The sequence below is a fragment of the Acinetobacter lwoffii genome (assembly GCF_052078135.1).
In the GTDB taxonomy this organism is placed as follows: domain Bacteria; phylum Pseudomonadota; class Gammaproteobacteria; order Pseudomonadales; family Moraxellaceae; genus Acinetobacter; species Acinetobacter lwoffii_Z.
Genome location: NZ_JBQGUZ010000019.1, coordinates 19,616 through 41,990, shown reverse-complemented (window position 1 = coordinate 41,990; position 22,375 = coordinate 19,616). Strand labels below are relative to the sequence as shown.

Annotated in this window: 21 protein-coding genes; 10 read left to right on the top strand and 11 right to left on the bottom strand. The window is 37.0% G+C overall.

Going from position 1 to position 22,375, the window contains the following annotated elements; genetic code table 11:
- Window positions 1-1,046: 1,046 nt before the first annotated feature.
- The 3 genes from ACTL4S_RS12365 (at window position 1,047) to ACTL4S_RS12355 (ending at window position 4,883) form a co-directional block, all read left to right on the top strand.
- Window positions 1,047-2,210: an AcrVA2 family anti-CRISPR protein gene (locus tag ACTL4S_RS12365; RefSeq protein ID WP_171518606.1), complete on the top strand. Its 1,164-nt coding sequence runs from the start codon at window positions 1,047-1,049 to the stop codon at window positions 2,208-2,210.
- 68 nt (window positions 2,211-2,278) lie between these two features.
- Window positions 2,279-3,187, top strand: a complete 909-nt coding sequence (locus ACTL4S_RS12360; protein ID WP_024160890.1) for a hypothetical protein — start codon at window positions 2,279-2,281, stop codon at window positions 3,185-3,187.
- A gap of 28 nt (window positions 3,188-3,215) precedes the next feature.
- The gene (locus tag ACTL4S_RS12355) at window positions 3,216-4,883 is read left to right on the top strand and encodes a primase/helicase family protein (protein ID WP_010591044.1); all 1,668 of its coding nucleotides are present in this window, start codon (window positions 3,216-3,218) and stop codon (window positions 4,881-4,883) included.
- Between the two features lie 144 nt (window positions 4,884-5,027).
- Here the strand turns inward: ACTL4S_RS12355 and ACTL4S_RS12350 are convergent, their stop codons facing one another.
- Window positions 5,028-5,690, bottom strand: coding sequence for a head GIN domain-containing protein (locus ACTL4S_RS12350; protein WP_024160888.1), 663 nt, complete (start codon window positions 5,688-5,690; stop codon window positions 5,028-5,030).
- Window positions 5,691-5,987: 297 nt separating this feature from the next.
- Between ACTL4S_RS12350 and ACTL4S_RS12345 the strand changes: the two genes are divergently transcribed.
- Window positions 5,988-8,831 carry a primase/helicase family protein gene (locus tag ACTL4S_RS12345; RefSeq protein WP_024160887.1) on the top strand — a complete coding sequence of 948 codons (2,844 nt, stop codon included), beginning with the start codon at window positions 5,988-5,990 and terminating at the stop codon, window positions 8,829-8,831.
- Between the two features lie 52 nt (window positions 8,832-8,883).
- Here the strand turns inward: ACTL4S_RS12345 and ACTL4S_RS12340 are convergent, their stop codons facing one another.
- The 7 genes from ACTL4S_RS12340 to ACTL4S_RS12310 form a co-directional block, all read right to left on the bottom strand.
- The gene (locus ACTL4S_RS12340) at window positions 8,884-11,571 is read right to left on the bottom strand and encodes a DEAD/DEAH box helicase (RefSeq protein WP_024160886.1); all 2,688 of its coding nucleotides are present in this window, start codon (window positions 11,569-11,571) and stop codon (window positions 8,884-8,886) included.
- Window positions 11,572-11,586: 15 nt separating this feature from the next.
- The gene (locus ACTL4S_RS12335) at window positions 11,587-13,122 is read right to left on the bottom strand and encodes a site-specific DNA-methyltransferase (protein WP_024160885.1); all 1,536 of its coding nucleotides are present in this window, start codon (window positions 13,120-13,122) and stop codon (window positions 11,587-11,589) included.
- A 172-nt stretch (window positions 13,123-13,294) separates the two neighbouring features.
- Window positions 13,295-13,603, bottom strand: a complete 309-nt coding sequence (locus ACTL4S_RS12330; protein WP_024160884.1) for a hypothetical protein — start codon at window positions 13,601-13,603, stop codon at window positions 13,295-13,297.
- 5 nt (window positions 13,604-13,608) lie between these two features.
- A complete protein-coding gene (locus ACTL4S_RS12325) occupies window positions 13,609-14,115 on the bottom strand; it encodes a thermonuclease family protein (RefSeq protein ID WP_005006141.1) in 507 nt (168 codons plus the stop codon).
- Between the two features lie 85 nt (window positions 14,116-14,200).
- Entirely contained in the window at window positions 14,201-14,623 is a 423-nt protein-coding gene (locus tag ACTL4S_RS12320) for a transglycosylase SLT domain-containing protein (RefSeq protein WP_275574255.1), read from the bottom strand.
- Window positions 14,624-14,647: 24 nt separating this feature from the next.
- A complete protein-coding gene (locus tag ACTL4S_RS12315; protein ID WP_441299442.1) occupies window positions 14,648-15,055 on the bottom strand; it encodes a hypothetical protein in 408 nt (135 codons plus the stop codon).
- A gap of 1 nt (window position 15,056) precedes the next feature.
- Window positions 15,057-15,863: a hypothetical protein gene (locus tag ACTL4S_RS12310; protein WP_024160730.1), complete on the bottom strand. Its 807-nt coding sequence runs from the start codon at window positions 15,861-15,863 to the stop codon at window positions 15,057-15,059.
- Between the two features lie 59 nt (window positions 15,864-15,922).
- On the opposite strand from ACTL4S_RS12310, the gene ACTL4S_RS12305 reads away from it, so the two are divergent.
- The 4 genes from ACTL4S_RS12305 to ACTL4S_RS12290 all read left to right on the top strand — a co-directional run bounded on the left by ACTL4S_RS12305 (window position 15,923) and on the right by ACTL4S_RS12290 (window position 18,604).
- Window positions 15,923-16,345 carry a hypothetical protein gene (locus ACTL4S_RS12305; RefSeq protein WP_024160731.1) on the top strand — a complete coding sequence of 141 codons (423 nt, stop codon included), beginning with the start codon at window positions 15,923-15,925 and terminating at the stop codon, window positions 16,343-16,345.
- A gap of 80 nt (window positions 16,346-16,425) precedes the next feature.
- Complete coding sequence (locus tag ACTL4S_RS12300; RefSeq protein WP_024160732.1) at window positions 16,426-16,965, top strand: hypothetical protein; 540 nt, start codon at window positions 16,426-16,428, stop codon at window positions 16,963-16,965.
- Between the two features lie 34 nt (window positions 16,966-16,999).
- Window positions 17,000-17,740, top strand: a complete 741-nt coding sequence (locus ACTL4S_RS12295) for a hypothetical protein (RefSeq protein WP_024160882.1) — start codon at window positions 17,000-17,002, stop codon at window positions 17,738-17,740.
- A 117-nt stretch (window positions 17,741-17,857) separates the two neighbouring features.
- On the top strand, window positions 17,858-18,604 hold the full coding sequence (locus tag ACTL4S_RS12290) for a hypothetical protein (protein ID WP_024160881.1): 747 nt from the start codon (window positions 17,858-17,860) through the stop codon (window positions 18,602-18,604).
- 68 nt (window positions 18,605-18,672) lie between these two features.
- Here the strand turns inward: ACTL4S_RS12290 and ACTL4S_RS12285 are convergent, their stop codons facing one another.
- Window positions 18,673-18,930, bottom strand: a complete 258-nt coding sequence (locus ACTL4S_RS12285) for a hypothetical protein (protein WP_441299441.1) — start codon at window positions 18,928-18,930, stop codon at window positions 18,673-18,675.
- 81 nt (window positions 18,931-19,011) lie between these two features.
- Between ACTL4S_RS12285 and ACTL4S_RS12280 the strand changes: the two genes are divergently transcribed.
- A protein-coding gene (locus ACTL4S_RS12280; RefSeq protein ID WP_441299440.1) for an IS3 family transposase occupies window positions 19,012-20,087 on the top strand; the annotation gives its coding sequence in 2 pieces (ribosomal slippage) (window positions 19,012-19,264 and window positions 19,264-20,087; 1,077 coding nt in all).
- Window positions 20,088-20,096: 9 nt separating this feature from the next.
- Here the strand turns inward: ACTL4S_RS12280 and ACTL4S_RS12275 are convergent.
- Window positions 20,097-20,654, bottom strand: a complete 558-nt coding sequence (locus ACTL4S_RS12275) for a TraX family protein (RefSeq protein WP_441299439.1) — start codon at window positions 20,652-20,654, stop codon at window positions 20,097-20,099.
- Window positions 20,630-21,280, bottom strand: coding sequence for a hypothetical protein (locus ACTL4S_RS12270; RefSeq protein ID WP_024160879.1), 651 nt, complete (start codon window positions 21,278-21,280; stop codon window positions 20,630-20,632). Before ACTL4S_RS12270 ends, ACTL4S_RS12275 begins: the two co-directional genes overlap by 25 nt.
- A gap of 201 nt (window positions 21,281-21,481) precedes the next feature.
- Here ACTL4S_RS12270 and ACTL4S_RS12265 point away from each other — a divergent pair, with 201 nt between their 5' ends.
- A complete protein-coding gene (locus ACTL4S_RS12265; protein WP_227504986.1) occupies window positions 21,482-22,321 on the top strand; it encodes a hypothetical protein in 840 nt (279 codons plus the stop codon).
- The last annotated feature ends 54 nt before the right edge of the window (window positions 22,322-22,375 follow it).

Genomic DNA, 22,375 nt, shown 5'->3' with positions numbered 1-22,375 from the left:
CATACAGCTCAAAGAGAATTACGAGCGTAAGAAGCTCACTCAAAGCTATATGGATCAGCACTAAAGAAATGCAATAGGCAATAAAAAAGCAGCGAAATCGCTGCTTTTTTTATTTCTAATGAAGTTTACGAATAGGTTGAGTATAGGGGGAATCTTCTACTCGATGCACATGCATTGAATTGGTAATGTTCATTAAAGGTGAATTACTAGCCACTGAATGAGTCGTTGATGCTTTATGTGTGCGGTAGTTATTCAAAAACTGATCTACTACTGGCACATTGTTAGGCAATATTCCGATTTCGCGGTTAGTAATTTTAATCGTTTCTATTTGGTCTACATGGCTCATAACTAAGTCCACTACAATGATTAAAACTATGAGCATAATTATAGCTTAAAATTGAAGAAATTCCATTTTGGGATTTAATATTTGGTTTTTTTATGCACAGGTTTTTGTGGATAGTAGTGGGTATAAATGGCTAAGTTGCTGATTATTTAAGCTTTTAACATTGATTAAAAATTAATCAAAATAACGAAAAATAGAGTAAAATATGGAGAAATATAGCAGAAGCTATAGAAGAAAAAACAGGAAATGTCAAAAAAAGGGCAAAAAAAAACTATTAGAACAATCTCAGTCTAATAGTTTATTAAATAGGGTAATATCCCTTGATTCGTAATATAACCGATCTCTAATAAGTTTTAAAGCTTTTTTAATCATATTCACGGAAATTCCACAAACTATTATCTCATGCTGAACAAAAGTAATGATTAAGCCCTATACTCAGCTCTACCCTGATATATTGCAGATTAGTTAAACTGTTGTTTAGAAATCGCAAACAATATGATGTTATATTTGAGCAAGGTTAGAATTATGTATGAAATGTGAATGCTTTAAAAACTGATATATATTATCAACTTTTTAGAGTTTTACGCCTTATAGAATACATACAACTTGTTAGAATGCCTTATACTAATTAGCCACCCTCACACACCTTTTATGGAAGACCAGTATAGTGAAAGATTCAATCTTTGCTGATGTTATATCAAAGTTGAATGCGGAAGTTTTTACGCAAAAAGCTGGTCGCTTATACCCTCCTGTCAGTCAATTATTGGCACTGGAGAAAAAGTTAGCATTATGTACAGCATCATTGGTTAAAAGCGAAGACATTCCAGACTATAAACAGCTAGAACGCCTGTTTTGGGATAACGTAAATCATACCTATGGCACTGGTTATTTTGCGGAGATTCCTAAGTGGGGTTCCAACATCTTTATCCCATTACAGGTATGGGAAAGTGTGTTACAGCCTTATGCATTGTTCTATAAAAATATGAACCCTGAGTTTAACTTTTATGACTTTGCATTTACGACTGCAGCGTTGAGCGCTTGGCGGTACAGCCAACCCGTGCTAAAGCTTGAAAATGATGTATATCGCACCCTATTGAATGATGAAAACGGTCGCTATGTCGATGGTCATTTGCTGAATTACTACTTTCAGTGGACCAACTTTATTCATACACCAGGTCTAGGACACAACGACAAACCTTTATATGGTTTTTTCGCGCATCAAAACGAAGTTTTGTTTAACGGAAACAACGTTAAAGTACTGATCATCGTGTTTTGCTATGAAGATACTGAAGCCAACATATCTGATGAAGATCCTTTAAGCTTAACCTCTAATTGGGGAGACTATGTGGTTTTAGAGTATCGCACGGATACTATTAAAACCATTAAAGATAGTTTGATTGGTACCAACCTTAAAGGTAGTCCTGAGCTATTAATCTTACTTGGTAAAATGCTTAGCTTATTTAATTTTTCTATTCATCCTAAAACTGACATCTACAATCACCGTGGCTACCTGATGCAACCCACGTATAACGATACGATTGATTCATTTCTCAATAGTTATAGAAAGCACAAAGGTATGCCAGTACGCCGTGGCGTAGGTAAATCACCCTCTAGCAATCAACGCCGTGAAGTCCTCTATCATGTCCACGCACCAAGTTGTCCACGCCTGTTTGATACTGGTCTGAACACTGGTTTTGTGTCGCGCATGCACAAGAGTAGCCATATCGCTAATGACCATTTTAATACACTACATTGGCTTAAAACTGATACTGGCTTAAAACTAATTTCAGGTAGTTTATATACTCAAGAAACCGAAACTAAACTTATTAAATCAATTCAAAATTACTTTTATGGTAATAATACTTAAAGGTTTTCATTCTTTTTTCCTTAAACCTGTTATATAATTTTAATACCCATTTCAATCAATGAAGTATTATGCGTTTCGAGTTCGATCCATCATTTATATCTCATGTTGCAGTACGATTAGATGGCACTTCCTTAAAATCATTTTTAGACAACCTTGGAAACGTATCTTTTCAAGAAGCTGAAAGTTATTTAAGCAATCTAATTAAAGGGAATTATGAGCAAGACGAGTTTACTGTTGGCTTGAAAGTTAAACCTAAAAACTACAATCAAACAGAATTATTAGGGCATCTTTATAAAAATAGTGCCTTTCAATCGGTTTCAACTGAAGTATCGGATCTCGACACCCAAAACATGCACAATGACATAGCTCAATTCGTTCAAAGCTATGCCAATGTTGCAGATCTTCAGTACAACAGTTATTTCTTGGACAAGCAGACGTTTAAGCATGAAAAAACGTTAGATAGCTATATCTTCACAGAATTAATGCTGCAGTTCACCAACAATAATACCGTGAAGTTTCGTGTGGACGGCGAATATGTCACAGTGATTAATGCTGAGCTAACCTCTAAATACATCTATTTTAACGACAACAAGAATAAGCGGATCTGTAAGTTTTTAAGTAAAAATATGCATCCAGCTTATTTAGAGTCATTCTTAGAGCAGATGCATATTATTAAAATTGATTCTGAGCAGTACTTTTATAATGCAGTCGTGAATAACACAATAAGTTATGATGCTGACGTTAACGCCTTTATGGACCAATCCCAGAATTTTTTAAATACCCTTGTGAAAGGTTATAAAAAACTGATCTTAAACAACGTGCGATTTAATCTTTACGAATTCTTAGAAGACGACCTTGAAAGTGTCATCCTAAACCGTATCACTAAGGCATGGCATTACGCTCATGAAATCACGTTGCAAACTAACAACCCATCAAAATATGTCGTTGCTCAACCGCTGGTTATAAAATATTTATAAGTGAGTTTCTTTATTTATGAACCCCCTCATGATCAAGTATGGTATCGATATTGGTACGCTATCTAAAATATTTAGATCGCATCTTGAAAATGAGGGCATTGTATTTGATCGTGAGAGTGACTTTCAGCTTGAACGAAGCTCTAAACGTATTTACCTCAGAACCAATCACCACAATGACGCCACAAAAAATAAGAAAAAAACGGCCTGGTATCTTGTAGATCTAGATAACGCACGTATGTCTTATGGTTGGTTTCATGCTGGCGGTGCAAACTTCACTTACAGCTTGTATGAATACATTCAAGAAATGGATCTGCAACCTGGTGACACCGTATATACCAAGGAACAGCAAGAAGAAGATCTTAAACGCTTCTTAAACTCATGCAAAAGTGCTGAGAAGAACAAAAAAGACCAAGAGATATTGGCTCAAATCTATATGGGTTTTGAATGGGCCAGAAGCCTACCCTTGTCAAACCGTCCACACAACTACAATGTGAAAAAGCAGATTAGCTTCAGTCATGCTAGATTGTACAATCCAAGCAACTTCACTAAAAATGAGCTGATTGATTATGTCAGCCAGTACTACCCTCAACACAAGAACAACACCATTATTCTGAACCGTATTATTGATCTGCAACCAGATCTAGATCAACAGTCGCTACGCCAGAACAAGCTTTTAGTTGAGGGGCAAAACCTCAAAAATCAAATCATTTTCCTTCAGACCATCGCTGAACACAAAAACAAGCGTGGTGAAGATAAGTTTACATTACGTGGTGTACTTGCAAACGGCGCTTTCAAAATCTTATATAAAGATCCATTGGATGCATGGAACCAAGATCGGATAATCTTTTGTGAGGGCTACGCCACTGGTGAAGCAATTGCAGAATCAATTCAATACTCTATTCCAGTCATTGTCGTGTACGTGGCTGGCAACATCATGAATGTAGTACGTGATTTCCGTGCCGAATTCCCGTTTTCACGCTTCTATATTTTCAATGATAATGACCATAAAACAGCATTAGAAAGCAAAATAAAGCGCAATCCCGGTATCTATTACGCAACAGAAGCATGCCGAGCTGTAAACGCAGCCATGATTGGACCTGAATTTACTGAAGAACAGCTAGATCTAAGTGACTGGAACGATTTTAAATGTTTATACGGCGTTGATTACACGCGTGATGTTATACGTCATAAAATGCAAAATGCCGTGTGGACGACTGCAATTCAAAGCACGGTTAACCCGAACTACTCTATCAGTGCCCTATTCTTTGGCATCAAACAACAGTTGGATGATATAGGCCTCTATCCTGATAGCATGACCAAAAAGAATTGGTTTAGCTTGGTTTTACGCGCATACGCCTTACTGACTCAACAGGGATTTAGTCAGATCCACCCGATTGAGCTGGTCAAAGAACAATTTATTGAGATTCTTGGCCAGATTAGCAAGCAACCCCGTAAAGTCACTGGAGCTGAAGAACCAGAACTCCTTCAGGCCTACACAAAACTTGTAGAAATGATCGCACGTAATGATTCAACAACAGCACTGAATCAACAGATTATCACCGTGATTAACTTATACAAAAATGCAGATTATCCAATTGAAACATTAAAGGTTTGGCTCAAAGATATTTTGAGTAAATCGAACGATCCTGAATGGTCCGAAAACTTCATTAATAATATTTTTATTTCGATAATTTGAATGTCAAACATAGACCCCCAAAGGTAGCAAACTTTTGGGGTTTATTTTTCTCTAAACTTTCATTGAACTAGGTTTATCGATCTACTTAAGACAAATGTTTCCTGATCTAGTTCGGTTTAGTGTCTTACAACTAGGTTTATCGACCTATTTAAAACTAATTTGTCCTGAACCAGTTCGGTTTTGTGTCTTATGGATTGGGTTTCCATAAACTTTAACGTTGCCTGAGCCTGAAAGCAGTACTTGAGCTGAATTGATAGCTGTACAAAAGATATTGCCTGAACCAGATAGCGCCACTTCTAAATTGGTGCTTTTCAGTGGTAACGCATCAAAATTGCCTGATCCTTTCAAAGATAAGACACAGTGTTCAATGGTACCGTCTAAATCCATATTTCCAGATCCACTAATACTTGCGGTAAATTTATCTTCATTTAGATTTAAGATCTGGATATTGCCTGAACCTTTTAAATCAATAGCTTTTAAAGTTGGGTAAGTGATCGATACTTCTAACGGTGAACGAGTACTAAAACTCACATTGTCCTGAATAGCTAAAACCAATACACCACCCTGAAAAGTAGCACTAATAAGATCCACAATATTATCGTCTGCAGTAATTTCCATTTTAGAATCACTTGAAGCAAAAAACTTCAGACTCATTGGACCTTTCATACAGATTTCGTTAAATGGGCTTACAGGTACTTGCTTAGTCACTCGTTTTCCACTTCCAACGATTTGATGGTTTGAACCTGAACTGTATACATTGGCGTTGCCATTGATTACAACAGAACCCGAAAAAAACTGTTTTGACATATAAACCTCAAATTAATAAAAGTAATTTAACCCTAAATAAGTGGTCACTCATAACCTATTTATTGTCTGTAAATTATAACATTGAGGGCTTAAATCTTTTTTATTAAAATAATAAATTAAAACTTTTAATTTTTCTTTAAACCTTTATTAGACATAGCTTATATTAAAGATTAAACAGAAATGTTTTTAGAATCGGTATATACTAAAAGTATAAATTTTCTTAAGCATATGATTAATAGTCCTATGCAACCTGGGTAGCACATTGCACCTAAATATATATTAGAAATTGGAATTGTTATGGCTGAGAAAGTACCGAGCGCCCGACATAATTGTGATTTAAATACGATGTTTCAGTTTTTCCAAGAAGAACTGGAGCGAAACTACGGATTCGTATTCAAGTCATCTGGTAAATATCAATTCGTGACCGTATTTGATGAAAAAGTGCCTTGCCTCACCGAATCAGATAACCCTAGTAAATCAAGTAGCAACAATGTCAAACCACGAGGGATGTATTGGATCTATCCAAACATGAACCGTGATACTGGTGAATACTGGCCAGTACTCAAAGGACACCGCTTTGGTGTAACTGACATTGAAATCTCAATTGCTTTTGCTGACCACTATAAGAACGTAATCAAGCCTCAACGAGATTCAAACCCTAACTACAAACCACCAAGCAAAGAAGATGTTGATCGCCGTGTACGTGAGTTTGAAGAAGCTCAAAAGAAGCATCTACTTCAACAAGAAAAAGAGCTCTTAGCTGCACAAATCGCTATCCGTATTGAGTGGCAACGTGCTGGTAAAATTATTGACGATTCATTTTTTAATAATAAAACTGGAAGCCTTCAGACCTTTAAACGCGACATTCGACAAATGCCGTATATGGTTGAAAAGAACCTAGAGCCATACGGCGCTAAAATCATGCGTAAAGATAACTTTACCCGTGATGAAGCCATTGAAGCAGTAAAGCGTGAACTTCCTGAATCAGCTACCAATCAACAGCTTCTCGTTGAAACAGTAGAGAATGTATTAGCGTATCAAAAGCATTTCATCAACTTTGAACCTGAGCTTGAGGGCGAAAAGAAAAAAGGCTTTGATTTACGTAAAAGCAGAGCTGTCATTCTTGCACCGTTAATTGACACCAATAACAAAGTCGTCAATTTACAGCGTATCACCCACCATCGCCAAAAAAAGCGCAACAAAGAAACCAACAAGCTTGAAGAAGTACTGCATAAGGGTAAGTACTTTTTTGATAAAGCCAAAACGAAAGATGCATTCTTGCCTGTTAGCAAAAATCCTGATGTTGGCTATGAAGTCTTTAACCCGAATGCAAAGAACTATTTGATCAAGGAGGGTTGGGCAACAGCGATCAGCGCACGTAAGGCGTTGGATGCTGGTTTAGAGCTTGGTTTATTGGGTGAGGGTTTTACTGCAGAAAACACACAAGTTTTAGCGTCATACAGTAAATCCAATATCTCATGTGTTGCTGAGCTTATCCGCAGTATCAATCCTGAAGCCAATATATTTGTTGGTTATGATAACGATGCTGGCCAAACGCTTGAGTCTGGTTTGAATCCTGGCTTACAAGAAGCTTGTCACAACTTTTCATTAAGTGGTGTGTTAGGTGATGTGAGCAAACATGAAAATACACGTATCACCCTACCCCCGGTTTTCCAAAATAAATTATCTGTTTCTGATTGGGATGATGCTCGTCAATATTTAGGTGTTGAACGTTTAGCTGCAGAGTTGGCAAAAGAACTGAATAACGCCGTCAAACGTATAGACAACAAGATCCCTGAAGTTGCGTATGCAATTAACCGCTACAACCGTCAACGCGAAGCTTATGCAACCAAGTTCCCTAATAAAGAATACCAACCGAATTACGGCATTGTGATTGCACAATCAGATGAAAAATATCTGGAATTGCAGAACATCCGTGCTAAAAACCAAGCAAATATTGAAAATTACAACGCAAATATTGAAAAGCGTAAACAAGATCTATCAAAAGCTAACTATGATGGACCAGCTGGTACAGGTAGCACGAAATCCTATGCAAAACCAAAGTACCAACCGCCGTCATTTGATAAAGCATTTGATGATAAACCAACTCCAACCGCTACGGCACCCGTATCTACGCCCGTCATGACTCTTGAGGGCATTAAGTCTTATATGGAGATCCTTTCTGAAATTGATGTCACCAAAGTTCAAAATGATGTTTTGAAAGTTGTCGCTACTGCAGATGGCCATCAAAAGATTAAAGCCGGTGATATTGAATTCGAGAAAATGGGTGCCAAAGAACCAACCAGTAGCACAAACCCAAGTATGGATAGCATGCAAAATACCAAAGTACATATTGATGTATCCAAGGACATCAACAAAGATACAGTTAAATTGCAGAGTGTGGATCGTTCGACCATTCCCGAACAAAATCTTCAGCAAGGTATCGATCATCAAAGCTACGCTAAGTCAGCTATCTTTACCGCTTTTTGGCTTCATTCAGCAGAAATGTATAAAGCTAGAAAGTTAATTCATGAAGCTGGTATTAGTAATGCCGATGTTGAGGGTTCAATTGCTGTCGCTGAAGATAAGCTCAATAAAGCTCAGGAAGAAGTTTCTAAGAAGCGGTCGTATCCTGAACTTTTTGTGATTAGTGCGTCTGATAGCGAATACCGTGCGTCAATCATGAAAGTTTTATCTGATTTAGAGGCTGCACATCCAGAGTGGCAGAATCTCAAAACATTTAGAGAAAATCTTACTGATAGGACCATTGCATTTGATCAATTGAATCTGGATACATTGAAGATCAAAAACAAAGTAGTGCATTTGATTGTCAGTAATGTGACCAATGATCAAAACTATCTAAAGGTTCAAGAAAGCCTCACCACCCTTTTAGATACATCGAACAGCTTGTCTTTGGACCGTCAACAAAAGTTCAATCTTGTGAACGGTCTAAGTAAAACATTAAACAACATGGCCAAACTGTTAGATGAACCACCAGTCTTCCAAAGACTGAACGATTTCTTTACTCGTTTTGAAAAGCGTGTAGATGATCTCGTTCTAGGTGATGGTCTAAAGCTGTATGGTATAGAACCGCAAAATTTAAACAAAACTAACGAACGTGGACAGTCGTTCGATATGTAAAAGCAGATATGAAAAAGCCCCGAATATCGGGGCTTTTTTAGTGGGTATATATCTATTTTGCTAAAGCATGGTTAATTTGATCTTCCAAACTACGTCCGTTTTTATCTAGTTTTGTCGCCATAAGAAAAATACGCTTACCCTGGCTATCTTTAGCCCACTGTCTACCAATAGCATCTTTAACTCTCGCATCATCGGCACTATCTAAGTGACTACCTTTATACTCAAGAACGAATATAGATCCATCATCCAACTCAGCAACAAAGTCTGGATAAAAATAGTCCTTACCAGTAGGCAACCAAAATGATGTTTGTGGCTGTTTCGGTATATTTCGGACCCAATATTTTACTCGAGAGTGCCATTCAAGTAGTTGTGCACATCGAAACTCTTCCGAAAGGCTACCACCTTCAGTTTTTTCTCTTAGGTCGTCAATTTGAGCATAGAAGTGTTTTTCAAACTTGCATCCACCACGATAAGGTTTCTTTACAGGATACTTGCCTGGTTCAAACTTAAATGTATTTTCAGGTTGAGGCTGATTGGCCACTTGGAATTGACTAAACAAATCGCCTTGGAAAGCCTGTTGACGCGCCAACTCAAATAACCGATCCAATTCTTTTGTGATGGCTAGGGATAGTTGGAACTGAGCACGATGTAATTGTGTAAGAGTAAAGTTTTTTACGTGAAGCAAATAACTTAACAGTTTTGTTAAATATGCTCTTAGCTGAACTTGCGTTACCCCTTGTCTACTTACTTTGCGATCAAGCCAATTAATAAGATCGGTTTCAGTAACCAGAGTCGGCATATTAGAAAATTGAGCTTGTTGATTCTGAAGTAACGCATAATTGAGTTTTTGTTCATCTATATTAAGATCAATCTCAAAACTATTGACGGTTTCTTTGATAGAAAAACCTTCAAGTTGTATAGGGAAATCTAATAGATTCCATTCTATAGAGTCTTCTATTGTTTCCTTATCTGCAATTTGCCACATACCATCCACGAACAAACCTAGTTGTGGAATTGATGCGAAAGAAGCATTCCAGTTTTCAGGTGCTTGATATGCCTGGCGTTCAGCACGAGCTTCATTAAAGACTTCCTGAACCTTTTCAAGTTGTTTAGGCGGAGTCTGATCAATTACGGCCTTTTCAATCTTATCAAAAGTTTCATTAGTCGTACCTTTATTGATAATCAAAGAGGTACCTTGGCTATTTTCTCTTGTCTGAATTGCTTGCTTAAGTTCTTCGGATAGGGTTTCTGGCTTTACTTCAAACGGGACAGAGATCATAGTTTCAGGGATCTTTTGTTTCGTTGCTGTACCATCGCCTCCAAGCCCAAGATTGTACTGAGGTTTAGCGACAATTGTTGCATCAGCCTCCCACTTCTCAAACCCCATATTTTGAATCATGCGATCTTTAAGTAACATCGTAGCTTGTGCAATAGAACTCGAAATGACATGAGCATACGCTTTATTTAACTCGTCATTTTGACGCAGTTTAGCGTATGGCATCCGTAAAACACGGCCTAATAATTGCTCAACATCAGTTGCAGAATTTATGTTTTGCAAACTTGCTAACACGTATGCAAAAGAACAATCCCAACCTTCCTTTAATGCCTCTACAGTGATTACAATCTTGACTTTGCTTTTAGGGCTAAATAGATTTTCATCTTCAAGCTCTTTGGTACCACCAGTAGAAATAGCAATCCAGTCGTTAGTAATATTTTCATATTCACTTAATAAATGTTCTTTAACAACATTTACATTAGCATCACCATTTTTATCCTGAGCTTGTATTAGCAATATTGGTCGGATATATTCCCTTTCATTTTGTGCCAGTACTTCTAGTTTCTGGCGTTGTATTAGCGCATCGCGAATACAATCTTGCCAACTACCAGTATGTTCAGTCAGAACTACAGGAAGTTTAATCATCTCTTCTGATTTTAATTCTGCTGCCGATACTGAATAAAGCACATTATTGTCTTTTGGAGTAGCTGTAAGCTCAATCAAACAACTTGGATTCAACGTTTTTAATGTAGTAAAAAACGTTTTACCACCCCGGTTCTTATGAGCTTCATCGACAATGATGATCGGTCTATGTAAATGAAAAAAGTTAACCAAGGAATGCTTTACACGGCCTATATCACGTTGCGTTAGAAATGTTTGATATTTCAAAGTATCTTCTGATACTCGATCCATGCCTTCAGTTTGGAAGTCAGTAAGGCTCGTAAAATGTTCACTTAATGATTCATCAAATGCATAAGCATTGCGTTGATAAGTCTTTTCCTTGTCGATATTGAACGCTTGAATCGTTGTCACAATCACAATGCATGATTGATTCACATCATGCTTGTTCAAAGTTTGTAGACTTTCAATGTCACATACTTTGATGCGATCGCCGTAATACCCTTGTAATGCTTTTCTATATGGATGTGTAGCATCAGATAACGCCAAAAGTGTTTGTTGGCGAATCATATCTGTTGGTACAAGCCATAGTACAATTGGAGAATCTGTATTTACGTAGTTACGCGCAGCAATCGCAATACTATGTGAAGCAAGTACGGTTTTACCCCCTCCAGTTGGTACGCGTAGACATACACTAGGAATTCCATCTAAGCGATCATTATATTTAATGTCTTCACCGACACACTTATTAAAAGCTTTTTCAGCACCTAATGAGGCAGCTAAAGTTAGGTAGTTCTCTAAAGATTGTAAAGACTGGCTTTGATAGTTTTTTAATTGAAAAGTCATGAGGAACCTTACGTATTAATTGCCATATAACGAATATGGAATCTGTTTAAACTCAATATTTAATTCATCTAATTTGGTTTTACCTAGTCGTGATGCTTCACCAATAATCACACGCTTACCTTCACTGGTATGGCAATCATTGAGGAAGTTTAATATAGAATGTGTGAGTACATTCCCACTATTAGGCCGTCTATCACCTAAAATGCCGTTATATAGTAAGAAATAAGATACGCCGTCATGAACACCTAAGAATGGACTCTCAAGGCTTACAGCACTATTGAATGCTGATTTAGTTTCGAGCCACCAAATATAACTAGCTAGGTCCATAAACTTAACATCAGAATTTAAAAATCCCTGATCATCAAAAACGGCGTTGCCTAGTTTATAAAAACTAAAACCTCCACCACCTTGCCACTCCACGGATTTAGATATGCCACCTTGCTCACCTTCAATGACTTTTTCTAAACGCGGGATAACGTGAGTTTGAGCATGATCACCCATTTCGATACCAATGTAGTGTCTTTCCATTTTGTGAGCTACAGCGGCGGTAGTCGCTGAACCTAAAAATGAATCAAGAACCATATCCCCTTTATTTGTCGCAATATAGAGTATTTTTTCCATCAATCTTTCAGGTTTTGGGCTAGAGAATGTTTCATCTTTTCCATACAAAAGTTGACTTTCTTTTTTTGCCTCATCGGTATGTCCATGATCTTCATGGTTCCACCAAGTCCAAGGCACTACACCTTTAACTTCAGATAAGTATCTAATAATATTAGGTTGTGAATCACCATTTTTACCAAAATATATTCGCCCTTCTTCTAACAATCTATCATATGTTGCTCTTGAAACACCCCAACACCTTCCCTCTGGAGGTCTGAAAGATTTACCTGATGGGCTCACAATTTCATAAAATTGCTCTGGTGTAGCATGTCCAGCTTGCGCTGTCATAGGAATACCACGCCATCTGCCTTTAGGATCATTATTTGGGTTTTTATATACTTTTGCTTGCGTTTCATTCATAGGAACTAGATTACGAACTTTTTTAAACTCCATTGAGTTTTTAGCATATACAAGCAAGTGGTCGTGAGCATCTCCAATAGCTTCACGGTTTTCTCTCGAATATCTTTTTTGCCATACGATGTTTGCTACAAAGTTTTTTCTTCCAAAGATTTCGTCACACATGACCTTTAAATAATGTGATTCGTTATCATCAAGAGTAATCCAAATAGAACCATCTTCAGTTAAAAGCTCCTTTAGTAATTGCAAACGTGGATACATCATTGTAAGCCATTGAGCGTGTTCTAATTTATCATCATAGTGCTCAAAAGCTGATTGACTGTTATACGGTGGATCAATAAAAACACATTTAACCTTACCGCCATATAAAGGTAGTAAAGATTTTAAGATTTGTAGATTATCACCCTGAATAATAAGGTTTTCTTTGGCTGTATCGGTATCACCAAATGATTTCTGGAATTTTAAAAGATGGAATGGAACTTGGCTTGCTGTTTCTTCGGCTTGGTTACGATTAACCCAATCGAGTAAAGGCATAAAAATCACAATTATAGGTTTAAATTAATAACCTATTATCAACTATTTATTTATTTTATATCTATAAGAATGATGAAAATATTTAATTTAACCCATTAAAAAACCACTAAATAGCTTAGTGGCTTGTTCTGTTTTGGTGATTAATTGGATTCCGTGGATATGACAATAGATGTCATATAAAACCTTCTTTGAACTGTCGCCCTTCCAGCGACTCTAAGTGCATTTCAAGGAAATCTATTGCCACTTCTGAGTAATTTGCGTTGGCTGAACAATTCACCAACTTTTCATCACAAAGACATTTTCCCAAATTTGCCAACTGAGTAACCAACTCATTTCGTACAGAAGCCAAGCTGAGAGCTTCAATCTGAGCTTGCAGTTCTTCACTGAAAAACTGCAGTTCCATACGATTACCACATTGTTGTTGCAGTACATATTTATTTAATACCGCTACGGCTTTAGCGGTATTTAATTCACCGTTCATCAATATTACTTATTGTGACGGTACTGGCTTGGATAAACAGGGTTTGGATCAGCCCATAAACCAAGGCGTTGAGAACGTGCGTTGCTTTCAGCACTCAAAATAATTTTATCTTTGAGATATTCACGATAAGCCCATGCATAGCCATCTTTAACTTGCTTATAGTTAACACTATTCACGATGTTTAAGTTAGGCACTTGGTTTGTACGCATCTGAAAAATGGTACCAAGAGTACGACCGTAGCGGTCCTTACTATTTTCTTGCACATACACAATCGTTTCATGCAAGAAACTGATGTTCTGACGCGATTTCTGACCAAAAGCTTGACTCTTTTCTGGTGCATCAATCTGGTTGAAGCGAACACGGATCTGCTCATTGTTGTTGTTTAAAACGGTGATAGTGTCGCCGTCAGAAATACGTACAACTTTGCCAACAAAATCGGCTTGAGCTGCAGTAGCAACAACAGACATGGATAAGGTTAAAGCTAAACTTTTTAAAGTTGTATTAAGGTTCATTTTGAATCCTTAGTGGGTAAAGAATAGGTAAATTATATCGCATTACATAACTGGAATTTTTTTCTTAAAAAATATATTTAGCTGATTAGTTAGGATTTATCCCCTTTCTCTCAAGCCAGTTTTTCCATTGAAGTGCATACGCAACTAAACCAGGTTGTTTCGCCGTGCCATTGCGATATATCGCATTAAAAGATGGCGTCCATGAATGGTAAGCAGCTGCTCTAACCCAAAAATCGGTTGACGGTTTTGTGGCTAATCGATTTCGCAAGATCTTGGCTGCAAGTCGCGCATTCAGACATCCATCAGTACGCACATAATGGCTGTTATAACTTTCAAACATACCGCCACGTTTAAAGTGTATGGTATTGATTTGGAATTGCCCCATATCCAATGAAAGGTTTTTGTTTTGCACTGTTTGTCCATTGGTACCACGCTCTTTGCTATGTATACCCAATAAAACATACAGCGGAACACCTTCTGACCGCGCAGCATGAATAACACAACTCAAAGTAGCGACTCTACCCGGTACGGTTTAATCGTAAGATGCACTCGCTTGATTGTATTGCGTAGTTGGATAGGTATAAGTAACAGGACGGATATTCTGGCGAACGGGTTGTTGTTGTGGTGCTGGTGCTTGCTGGCCACTAGGTTGTGGTCCATTTTGTGCAACTGCCGTGCGCTCAGTGCTAGTCGAAGTTTCTTCAGTTTTTTTCGGTGTGTACTTCACGCCCAAGTAACGACTCGTAAAGCCTCTTTGCTTTGCTGGCGCCGTTTCTTGCTGAGTGTTGGTCATGACCTGAAATGGTCGATATGGTGTACTTGATCCATTAGAATTGACATGGTTTGCATATGAACCTAGAGCCTCAGAACTTTGAGGCAATTGAGCATAAGCAACGCTTGATCCTAATAGAGTCGCAAATAGCGTTGGTTTTAACAGCATATTAATCAGCACCTTTATCGTTGTTGTTGAAATTGTCGATTAGGTGCTGTTTACGGTCAGCTAACTTATTCAGTGTTTCAACTGGCAATGGGTTTTTGCCGTCATACCACGATAAGCTATATTTTTTTGGCGCATAGCGGAACCATGCCAAGAATGGCGAATTCGGTAAGAATAAAAGACCAGTACGGACTTGCCATGCACGATAAGCTGAATTGATGCTAACCATGTATAGATAAAACACCAATAATACACCTGGTACAACAAGCATTGGATATAGCGCTTTAAAGAACATATAAACTACGTACAAGCCTGTAAACATAGATAATGCTAAATACAAATAAGAAGAAAACTGATGGTTTTTAATAAGCTTGTCTATTTCATCATTACTCATTGAAGCTAAACGTTCTTGCCCTCTTGGGTAGTGAGTATTAGCAATGAGTTTTTTCAGTTGTTTAAAATTGTTAGGTGCGACAATTTCATATTCACATAAAGGGTGTGCACATACCCAATTCACGTTGCCTTTATAAGAACGTGGAATCCTGTTGTCATGCATTAAAATCGATTTACCGCATTCGGGGCATGTTGGCGACAGCATTGATCTAATATTAGATAAATGCGGTAAAAACCCTTTTCTAGCTGAACTCCAGTGGCTTTTACGCCCGAAATCAAAAAAGACTCGCTTTAAAATACCTGATTTACGGGGTTGATTAGCTTCAATTGCCTGTTTAATGGCAGCTTCATCTAAAACCTCATTGGTAATATTTACCTTTTGTGTAGCACTATCAGAACTATTTTTATCTGAAGACATACTTTTACCTACGGACTTTTATTATGTAGAATACGTTATTATATTAAAGGATTTTCAACGTGTCTAAAACCCTTTTTAACTTCGCAACGGTTATTTTAATTTCCACCCTTTTAAGTGCCTGTAATAACTCTAATACTCCAAATGAACAAGATCCATTAAAAGGTCAAGAAAAGAAGTTTTTAGACGAATCCGCAACGAGTGAATCAAAAGAACTTGTGTTTTATGACTTGGTAGATCCTAAGAAAAAAGACCAACCTATAAAGGCTGAAGAAGCAAGTGCTTCCGAGCCTGAAGCCCAAGAACAACAACCTGAAAAGGCCTTATCTCCTGAGATTCTTGAAGCGATTCGTGAAAATACAGAACGACAAGAAAAAAAGGAAAATGCACTCAGAACAATAGCTGAAGCTAAGCGTATTGAAGAATTATTAGTAGGTAAAGATCGCAGTAGTGATGATGGTTATACCTATAACAGTGATGAATAATTGATATATCAATGGTTTTAACCAATACAAACTTATTATTTTAAGTTAAAATGATTTTAAATTTTTTGGTATATACGGTTATGTTTAACAGTGCTTTTAAGAAACATAAAATAAAAATATGTTTTGGCTTGCCAATCATAATTGTGGTTTCGATCTTAATATTCAAAATCTACTCCTACCCCTTTAAGCCAAGACTCTTAAGCCCCGATTGGATTGAAAGTCGCTACAATGGTTGGGAAGTTGAACATCATGACTTATGGATTGCTACAATTGTGGATGTTGTTGGTCCAAAAACAGTAAAAATTAGAAATCAAAATGGAGAAGAAAAAATTATGGATCTTCTCTATATAAATGCTTTGCAATCTTCGGAAAAAATGAAAAACCTCTATATCAATAGCTTGTCCGGTTATGTTGGCCAACAGCTATTTGTAAAAGGAGATCCAGACAAAGCGCGGTTTAATGGCGTCTTGATCGATGGTAACGGTGAAAATATCAATCTAAACCTAACTTATGTACCAGGTGCGGTATTGGATATGTCATCAACTGCATACATTCATGACCGAGAAAAGCAATTAGTTCCTTATTTCGCGAATATCAATTCAGAAAATAGAACGTTTTAAGTTATAAATTAAGGGATATTAGAAAGGCCAAGCTATGCCAGCACCATTATGTTTCCTCACACTGGAATTTACCGCCAAAGTCAAGAATCCAGTTGATGTGCCTGACATTATTAAGTCGTCTATTTTGACGCGTATTAAAAAGTGCCGCACATCATCAATAGAACAGGCTCAGTATCTTTATAATGCTGAAGAGAGCTACTGGAAGCCAAAAAAACAAGTCACTGAAGAAGCAACTCAATATCATGGCATCACCAATGAAGATTTATTAACGCAAGACTCAATCAATGGTCTAAAGATTAAAAACTATGTTGTGTATTGGGCAAACGTTTATACATTTAGAATTTTGCAAAAAAGCAAAGTGAAGTTTTTTAATCACCGCTTTATCTTTTTAAACAACTTAATCAACGTGATTGGTGAAGATGGTTCCCTACCCATGACAGAATGGGCACGTTTAGCCAGTGCAGCTTCGGGAAATAATGAATTTCCAGAAGAGATACTGACTAACACTAACAATAAGGTCATCTGTTTGACCGTTATATTTGATTATATTTCTGAAAAATTAACATCACTTTATGGTTTGGATCTTAATAAGCATTACGATCTGGTTGCTGCAGTACAATACAACAGTGCTATCAAAGCTAAGAGTCAAAAATCATTAAAGGTTCATAAGCTTATGCGTGATGATTTTAATGAGTTTAAATTGCTTTTAGACAAAGGCATGGAGATTAAGAGAATTAAAAAGGAATATTTTATAAATAATAACTATCACCCTTAAACCTAAAAGCCACTTTCTTAAAAGTGGCTTTTTTACGTTAAACATAAAATAAACTATCACTAAAAACCTTTTTTAAAATATAATACTTTTAATTTCTATTTTAACTGGTGATACATTGTGAGTTTAATTAAGAAGCAAAAAGACATTCTATCTCACGACCCTCTTGTTTCAATTTTTAGTAACAATGACCTTTTAACAATCTCAGTTGATACGGATTCTGAAGATTTGAATCGTCAACCTAAAAATATAAAAATCCCGAATGCCGATCTTAAAGAGTTAACAATACAAATCAGTGGTTTTGATACTTTAGAAAACAATGATGTTGGTCGTTATTTCACTTGTTCTGGTACCGTAGAGCTCGTTAATACACTAGGTAATGGTGAAGAAAAACGTTTTGTATTAGCAGAGCCAAAAATCAAGGTAAACGTGGCTAAAAAAGGTCATTTACCGCAAACAGAACAAATTAAACAATTGGTTCGTAATGCGTGGATGGATGCATTTAGTGATGGTTGCCAAAACATTAACCAACCTTACCACTATGAAGATGAAACTTGGTTTGAACGCTTCAAAGGTAGCGTTATTGGTAAGTTTGTACTGATCGTACTTGCCACTTTCTTCGCTGCTTTCATTGGTTTGGCTATTTTTGGTTATGTTGCTGGTAAAAAACAACAGGACCCAACATTAGAAATTGCGAATCAAATTGCTCAAGATCCTGAAGCATTAAAGCAATTGCTGAATCAATATGATCAACAAAATAACCAAGCTGGTGCACCTACTCCACAAGCTTCACCAGAACAAGCAGCTGAGCAAGAAAGACAGCAAGAAATTAGCTCATTCGGTTTAGATGCTGGATCTAGCGAATAACGCTGATTAAGCAATAAAAAAGCACCTTAGTCGTAAATACTTTGGTGCTTTTTTTGTGCCTAAATTTATTATGCAAATTTAAAAAGAATCCAAATGATTACGAGATGTACTGGATAGAACCAGTACGCCCACTTCCCCACTGGCGGTAATTCAAAAGGTATATTCATGTGCTGTCCTTTCAGTAGGAATTGTGCACCAATATACGTTGCAATGGCGCTACTGACAGCAAATGAGAATGCCAAAGAATATGTAGTCATATCCGTATAGTAGCCACCAATCAACCAGTTGAAAATGTTGGCCAATGAAGTGAGCAAGACGCTGATCATTAAAAAGTATGGTAATCCCCCCTAAAAATAATAAGATCTAAAAGTAGAATTTTCTCTTAAGATACGAGCAGGAGATTCTGCATGAAAACATCTAAATTTACTGACAGCCAGATCATGTCCATCTTGAAGCAGGCGGAATCTGGCACACCTGTAGCAGCCCTTTGTCGTGAACACGGCATGAGTAATGCCACGTTTTATAAATGGCGTGCCAAATATGGGGGTATGGATACCTCATTGATGGCGCGGCTGAAAGAGTTGGAATCAGAAAATGCTAGACTTAAAAAGATGTATGCTGAAGAGCGATTAAAAGCAGAAATTATCCAGGAAGCGATGTCAAAAAAGTGGTAAAGCCATCTTGCCGACGTAAGATGGCACAGCAGGCAGTTGCCCAATATGCCATTAGTATTCGTTTGGCTTGCACTGTATTTGGAATCAGTGAAACCTGCTACCGTTATCAGGCTAAACTTAGTGATGATAATGCTCTTATTGCAGAACGGCTGATTGAACTGACTGAAGAAAATACAGATTGGGGCTTTGGTCTATGTTTCTCTTATCTACGTCATGTTGAAAGCCATCACTGGAACCACAAACGTGTTTACCGTATTTACTGTGAATTGGCACTGAATCTGCGCATTAAACCAAGAAGAAGGCTGAAACGGCATGCACCAGAACCACTAAAAGAGCCAATCCGTGCAAATCAGGTTTGGTCATTAGATTTCATGCACGATCAGCTTGCTGATGGTCGTAAGTTCCGATTATTGAATGTGATTGATGATTACCGACGTGAAGGTTTAGCGATTGAGGTGGGGTTCTCATTGCCAGCAATGCGAGTGATTCGAACACTCAATCAGTTACTTGAATATCGAGAAAAACCGTTAGTGATCCGATGTGACAATGGACCTGAATTTATCAGTCATGAATTTGTACGCTGGGCAACTGAACACGATATTCGTATTGAATATATTCAACCAGGTAAACCACAACAGAATGCGTATATTGAACGTTATAATCGAACCATACGTTATAGTTGGCTGAGCAAACATTTATTTGATACTTTAGATGAAGTACAAGATTATGCAACAAATTGGCTGTGGCATTATAACCATGAAAGACCACACCAAGCAAACAAAGGAAGGCCTCCTCTAATGGCTGCTTAACCTCTACTTTTAACTTCGGTTATTTATGGGAGGATTACCGTATTTCTTAGAACGAACGTTGGTTGTTTTAAAGAATAAATACAGGAATACAATTAATAAAACGCCCCACACGCTATACATAATAAAATTAGATAGCAATGTGGTCACGACTAACAGAGAGACAAACTGCAGCGTTGCATATTTATGTTTAGATTCCCCCAATACAACAAGCAAAAATCCTAAAAGCAACGTAGGCATGACGTTCAGTGTTGTAAATGGCTCTTGGTTGAATAGTTGATACGGTACTTCTGATAGCACACAAAACAACGCCAAATTTTTAAAATAGTTTTTTAATGTATGGGTTTTCTTTTTAGAAATAGCTTGGTTCAAATTGAATGCAAGCATGATACAAAAAATAGGAAAAGCCCAACGGCCAATCGTCCTCAACAACAGATTATATTGAGGAAATAATATTGATGCGTGGTCAATAACCATGGTCACAATCGCGATCCACTTCAATAGATCCAAGGCTCTATTGCGATCTCGCACGGCGCTTTGGCTAATTACAGCTTCTTGTAGATGAACCATGTGTTATTTTTCGCTAAAGGGTTTGTATAAGCATCACTACGCTGTTTTCGGGTGTTGTTACGATTATCTAAGATCTCAATGCTATTCCAACCTTCGGGATAACCGAGCACCAGGCCTGAGTTATAAAATCTCGTGCGATGACGCTCTTCATCGCCGGCATAAAACAAGTACGCACGAATATCGTTATACGGTCGATGCCCGACCAATACGTTATCTTCATCACGATCAAAGTACTCATAAATTAAATCCGTATATTCACGATTGAAGTATCCACACTTCTCAAACAGATCTGCACTTGAACGAAAAGTAATAGATTCCTTGGCCAGTGTTTTATTTAAAATCATGCGAGTGACATTACGAGCAAACACGGGCAAATTAAAATGCACAGGCAAATGAATTTCATTTATTTCGGACAAATCAATAGGATCACCAAAAGGATTAGAAAGTTCTAATGCTTTTTGATAAAAGTCCATCCATTGTGCAAGATATTCATCAACAAACTTTTTCTCACCATAATAAATTGGTAATCCATCAACCGTTAAAAGGTTTTGTGGAGGAAAAATATTGTTTCTTAAATCTAAGATGCTTTGTTTTAATTTTGCGATTTCGATTGGATCACTAATCATAACAACTCACTCGAATTAGAGTATTAAAATAATTATATAGGGTTTTAAATAATTGGATATAAGTTTTTAGCTCAGTAAATAAGCATTTTTGTTGTGTGGCGAATTAGAATTGATAAAAAATTTAAAAGAATATTTATTCTAGGAATTATTGATACAATGTATCTAATTTCTTACGAATTAGTATATACAATTGGGATTACTATGCTTACCCCTGATCGAATAGACAAACAAGTTAATTTGGCTGGAATTGACAAGTCGTGGACCAATTTATTAAATCACTTGGACATTGATAGTCATCCTGAATACAACATCAATAAAACTCAGCCATGGTACTTGGCTAATTTTGTAGATTACCTACGCCTACTCAACTTTAAGTTTGATGAATTAAATCTAAGAGAGATTCGTGCAGTTGATTATGACTTGGTAGATTGGTCATTTCTTAAATCTAATCGCCTAAATGGTGCTGAGGTGTTTAAGGACCTAACCATTTATCTGCAGAAACCCAATTTTGTTACGCAATATCCTAAATGTGTAGCCATCAATGCTGATGTTCGCGATCGTAAGCTTGCAGAGGTCATTTATGATTACTACAGACGCTTCTTACCGTTTTTCTATTCATTCATTAAATTAATCAGATCAACGCAGCGCTTATCTCTAGAACGTAAATTACCCGTGATTGATAACTTTATGTCTAATTTTGGAGATCTTAGTACTGGTGAGTTTTATTCAAATATTCCATTTGATGATGCAGAGCTCAAAAGGATTTTGAAAAATGGCTTTGAAAAATATAGAGAGCATAAATCAGAACAGCGGTTTAGCCGTGCCATCGCAGAGCTAACATCGATGTTTAAAGCTTTGTCTGAATACTTAAAGATTGTGTCTACGGTTAACTACGTGGATCTAGACCTTATTCACTTCTTACACAATGCATTTTTGGGTAAAAACTTTAATGTTTATTCAGATCTATTCGCTATGGATAAAGAACCTAATTTGTTGGTCAATTTAAGTTGGACATACACAAAAGCATTTCAATATTCATAAATAGCACCATGGTCGTTTATGTGCATCGGCTATATCAAAAGGAAGAAGAATATA

What these genes read in the sequence shown, in the direction of transcription:
- ACTL4S_RS12340 (WP_024160886.1), bottom strand. Translation starts at nt 11,571, where the DNA reads ATGACTTTTCAATTAAAAAACTATCAAAGCCAGTCTTTACAATCTTTA.
- ACTL4S_RS12325 (WP_005006141.1), bottom strand. Translation starts at nt 14,115, where the DNA reads ATGAACCTTAATACAACTTTAAAAAGTTTAGCTTTAACCTTATCCATG.
- ACTL4S_RS12275 (WP_441299439.1), bottom strand. Translation starts at nt 20,654, where the DNA reads ATGGTTCATCTACAAGAAGCTGTAATTAGCCAAAGCGCCGTGCGAGAT.
- ACTL4S_RS12345 (WP_024160887.1), top strand. Translation starts at nt 5,988, where the DNA reads ATGGCTGAGAAAGTACCGAGCGCCCGACATAATTGTGATTTAAATACG.
- ACTL4S_RS12315 (WP_441299442.1), bottom strand. Translation starts at nt 15,055, where the DNA reads ATGCTGTTAAAACCAACGCTATTTGCGACTCTATTAGGATCAAGCGTT.
- ACTL4S_RS12355 (WP_010591044.1), top strand. Translation starts at nt 3,216, where the DNA reads ATGATCAAGTATGGTATCGATATTGGTACGCTATCTAAAATATTTAGA.
- ACTL4S_RS12285 (WP_441299441.1), bottom strand. Translation starts at nt 18,930, where the DNA reads ATGATCAGCGTCTTGCTCACTTCATTGGCCAACATTTTCAACTGGTTG.
- ACTL4S_RS12265 (WP_227504986.1), top strand. Translation starts at nt 21,482, where the DNA reads ATGCTTACCCCTGATCGAATAGACAAACAAGTTAATTTGGCTGGAATT.
- ACTL4S_RS12360 (WP_024160890.1), top strand. Translation starts at nt 2,279, where the DNA reads ATGCGTTTCGAGTTCGATCCATCATTTATATCTCATGTTGCAGTACGA.
- ACTL4S_RS12330 (WP_024160884.1), bottom strand. Translation starts at nt 13,603, where the DNA reads ATGAACGGTGAATTAAATACCGCTAAAGCCGTAGCGGTATTAAATAAA.
- ACTL4S_RS12300 (WP_024160732.1), top strand. Translation starts at nt 16,426, where the DNA reads ATGTTTAACAGTGCTTTTAAGAAACATAAAATAAAAATATGTTTTGGC.
- ACTL4S_RS12350 (WP_024160888.1), bottom strand. Translation starts at nt 5,690, where the DNA reads ATGTCAAAACAGTTTTTTTCGGGTTCTGTTGTAATCAATGGCAACGCC.
- ACTL4S_RS12295 (WP_024160882.1), top strand. Translation starts at nt 17,000, where the DNA reads ATGCCAGCACCATTATGTTTCCTCACACTGGAATTTACCGCCAAAGTC.
- ACTL4S_RS12335 (WP_024160885.1), bottom strand. Translation starts at nt 13,122, where the DNA reads ATGCCTTTACTCGATTGGGTTAATCGTAACCAAGCCGAAGAAACAGCA.
- ACTL4S_RS12310 (WP_024160730.1), bottom strand. Translation starts at nt 15,863, where the DNA reads ATGTCTTCAGATAAAAATAGTTCTGATAGTGCTACACAAAAGGTAAAT.
- ACTL4S_RS12270 (WP_024160879.1), bottom strand. Translation starts at nt 21,280, where the DNA reads ATGATTAGTGATCCAATCGAAATCGCAAAATTAAAACAAAGCATCTTA.